General features: G+C 44.6%; 3 protein-coding genes. All 3 read left to right on the top strand.

The features are described 5' to 3' along the window. The first annotated feature begins 461 nt into the window (after positions 1-461). Positions 462-1,676: a hypothetical protein gene (locus tag H6F50_RS08550; protein ID WP_190428354.1), complete on the top strand. Its 1,215-nt coding sequence runs from the start codon at positions 462-464 to the stop codon at positions 1,674-1,676. A 73-nt stretch (positions 1,677-1,749) separates the two neighbouring features. Continuing rightward, positions 1,750-1,929, top strand: coding sequence for an HNH endonuclease signature motif containing protein (locus tag H6F50_RS08545; RefSeq protein WP_190412266.1), 180 nt, complete (start codon positions 1,750-1,752; stop codon positions 1,927-1,929). Between the two features lie 402 nt (positions 1,930-2,331). Then, positions 2,332-2,793, top strand: a complete 462-nt coding sequence (locus H6F50_RS08540; protein ID WP_190412265.1) for a hypothetical protein — start codon at positions 2,332-2,334, stop codon at positions 2,791-2,793. Positions 2,794-2,939: the final 146 nt, after the last annotated feature.

Here is a 2,939-nt window from a genome sequence, read left to right as displayed (position 1 = left end):
TCCCCGACTTGTTAAGAGAAGTCGAGGATATCGCCGTCACGCATCCTTTAGGATTGCTATGGGTAATTGATCGGGCTTTTAAACCATGTAGGCGGGTTTCGTTGATATCGCTGCGACTTCAGCCGCCTAGATAATATTCAGTGGTTTCAGTTTTTGAAACCAACTCTTTAGATGCCCTAATCTCAATGTTATAAAAATAGGAGTAAATCTTCCCAGTAAATTAAAAATCGCGCCTATAGCAAGCTGATTTTAGTTATTTTTTTACAAGTTGCTTTAAGTGCGTTCAGAATCTATAAACGCAAAATAGCCTTGCGCTAACGTGCCTGTAAAACCCAGAAAAAATTCAATTTGGAACATAGATTTTTCAGCCACGTCTCAAATGATTGTATGAACTTCAAGCAAACATCAAACTTCTAAACTTTAATTCAAGTGGCTTTGGAGTAGCCTTAATTGTGGAAAGAATGACTCAAACTAAAAATCCTAAAAAATGGCTAGTTGCTACTTTAATTTTGTTAACTAGCAGCTTGTCTTTATCTTTATGTACTGCTTTAACCTTAAAAGAAGCTGCTGTTGCCGATCCCGTCAAACAAGTATCTAAGAAAGAAAAGTTACCGTCTTCCGTTGCCAATGCCATTTTGCGAATAGCATCTCAACGCACGGGATTACAAGCGTCGCAACTACGCATCATTAAGTATGAACAGATTTACACCAACGGTTGTTTAAATCTGCCGCGTCCGGCTGAAGGCTGCACCAAAATTAATATGCCTGCGTGGGAAGTCACTGTAAAAGCTAGGCAACAAAGCTTAGTTTATCGAAGCGATCGCAACGGCTCCCGGATCAGATTAAATGAAGCTGCTAGCAGCATCGTTGATGCCAAATTGCCTAAATCTGTTGTCAGTGCCGTTTTGCAAGATGCCACCCAAAACTGGGGACTCCCGGCGAACACCGGACGCATTGTGAATGCGAAGCAGACAGGGTGGGCGTATGGTTGCGAAGTTTCGACTTTTCCCCATCCCTGCGATCCAGTTGTCGTGGAGGGCTGGCAAGTCACCGTAGAAAGCGGGCAAAAACGCTGGATTTATAATACTGACAAAGTGGGTTCCCAGGTTCAGCTTTATCAAAGGGAGAGCCAGCCAAACGAGGCGAAAAAATTACCTCCTGCGGTTGCTGAGCAAGTTTTAAAGTTAGCATCCGAGCATTTAACCTTACCAATCTCCCAACTTTTGATTACACAAACTCAACAGCAAACTTGGTCTAATGGCTGTTTAGATCTTCCAAGTCCTGTAGAGCGGTGCATGAGCGCTCAGACACCAGGTTGGCAGGTAACGGTGGAAGGCAAACCGAAGCAATATCAGGTCTATCGTACTGATAAATCTGCTGAGCAAATTAGGACGGAAGCAATAGGCGATATGCCCCCACGCAAAGACTCTTTACCGAATTCCATTGCTAAGGTGGTATTGCAGGATGCTAGTAAGCAATTAAAAGTACCAACTTCTCAGTTATACATCCTCGAAGGTCGAAGTCAGATGTGGTCAAATACCTGTTTTGATTTGCCTGGTACGGAAAATAGCTGCGCTCAAGCAATGGTCGCAGGTTGGCGAGTCGCTGTGGATGGCAACGGGAAAACCTTAGTTTATCGCCTCGATCGATCGGGTTCTCGGTTCAAAGTCGAGTGATTTTGTCGTTGATTTGGGGATTAGGTGGATGCCTAAACCAGGTAGTTAGCTTGATAGTAGGTGCAGGAGCGGATTGTCCTTCAAGGATGGAGACTTGCTGGACACTGACCATATCATCCCTAAAAACAGAGGGAGTAACGATACCCCTGAGAATCTACAGCTACTTCACCGACATTGCCATGATGTGAAAACAGCCCTTCGACGATTGGGATCTTCGGCTAGTAGTGTGCATGACCAGCCGAAGATCCCCTGAGGAGCCGGAGGAAGCGAAAGTTTAAAGTTCGGTTTTGAAGACAAGTCGGGTTGACGACAACCCGGCTTAGTTTAACTACTCAACTAACGACTCTCGACTACGTCCTGCTACGCTAACAAGCCTCACTTTCAGCCCCTGGCTGCCTGACAAATCATTCCGTGTAGGTTGGGTTGAACAGAGTGAAACCCAACAGCAGCCTGTATTTCGTTTAGTTTTGCTCCCGCCTCAAGCCAACCGATGACTCTTCTAAGGGTTTCAAGAGCTTTGGAGAGCCTTGCAGGTTTCACACCATAGTTAGATATTTCAAAAAAAACTAAAGCGTTGTCCCTTCCGCACTAGACTTTTGATCCGTATCAGATTAAATTGAAACTACGGTAACTCTAGCGGGATAGTGGATTTTACATGGACAACGCTAAAAGACCCAGTAGTGAGCTGACCCTCGCAGGGCAAGTAACTCCTGAGCATTTGCAACCAGCGGCTCAACAAAGTTTCCAGGAAGGTTGGTTCAAAAAGCTCAGAGGCGGATTCCTTCTGGTCATTGGATATATGCTGTCACCACTATGTTGGTGGAATGACCTGTTTTTCAATCTGCCAATTGCTTATTTTTTTGGGTATATCTGTAGTTGGCTTTCCCCAGATTTACTTCTGCCTTGCTCAATCGTCGGGTACTGGCTCTCTAATATTGCGGGAATTCTCTTGATGCAAGTAGGGGCTGTCGATGTTTTTAGTAAGGAACCCGCTGAGCGTAACTGGAAAAAAGAGTTATTGACAGGTGTAGTCTCCTCAACCGCATACACTCTGGTCATTCTGGCATTGATACAGTTTAAGATTCTTGATGCTCCTGTCTTATTCCCCGGTGGCTAATAGGGATTTATAGGCGGCGAATGTTGCTTAATCGCCGCTAGCACTAAGGTCAAAGTTTACTTTTAGTTAGAGATTCAGCATTTTAATCGCCTGTATCAGGACAGCAGTATGGACTATCTATTACTACCGTTCCTCAGTTTTGTCGT

The organism is Coleofasciculus sp. FACHB-712 (assembly GCF_014695635.1).
GTDB lineage: Bacteria > Cyanobacteriota > Cyanobacteriia > Cyanobacteriales > FACHB-T130 > FACHB-T130.
The sequence above is the reverse complement of the archived record's forward strand: the minus strand, read 5'-3'. Positions and strand labels throughout refer to the sequence as shown.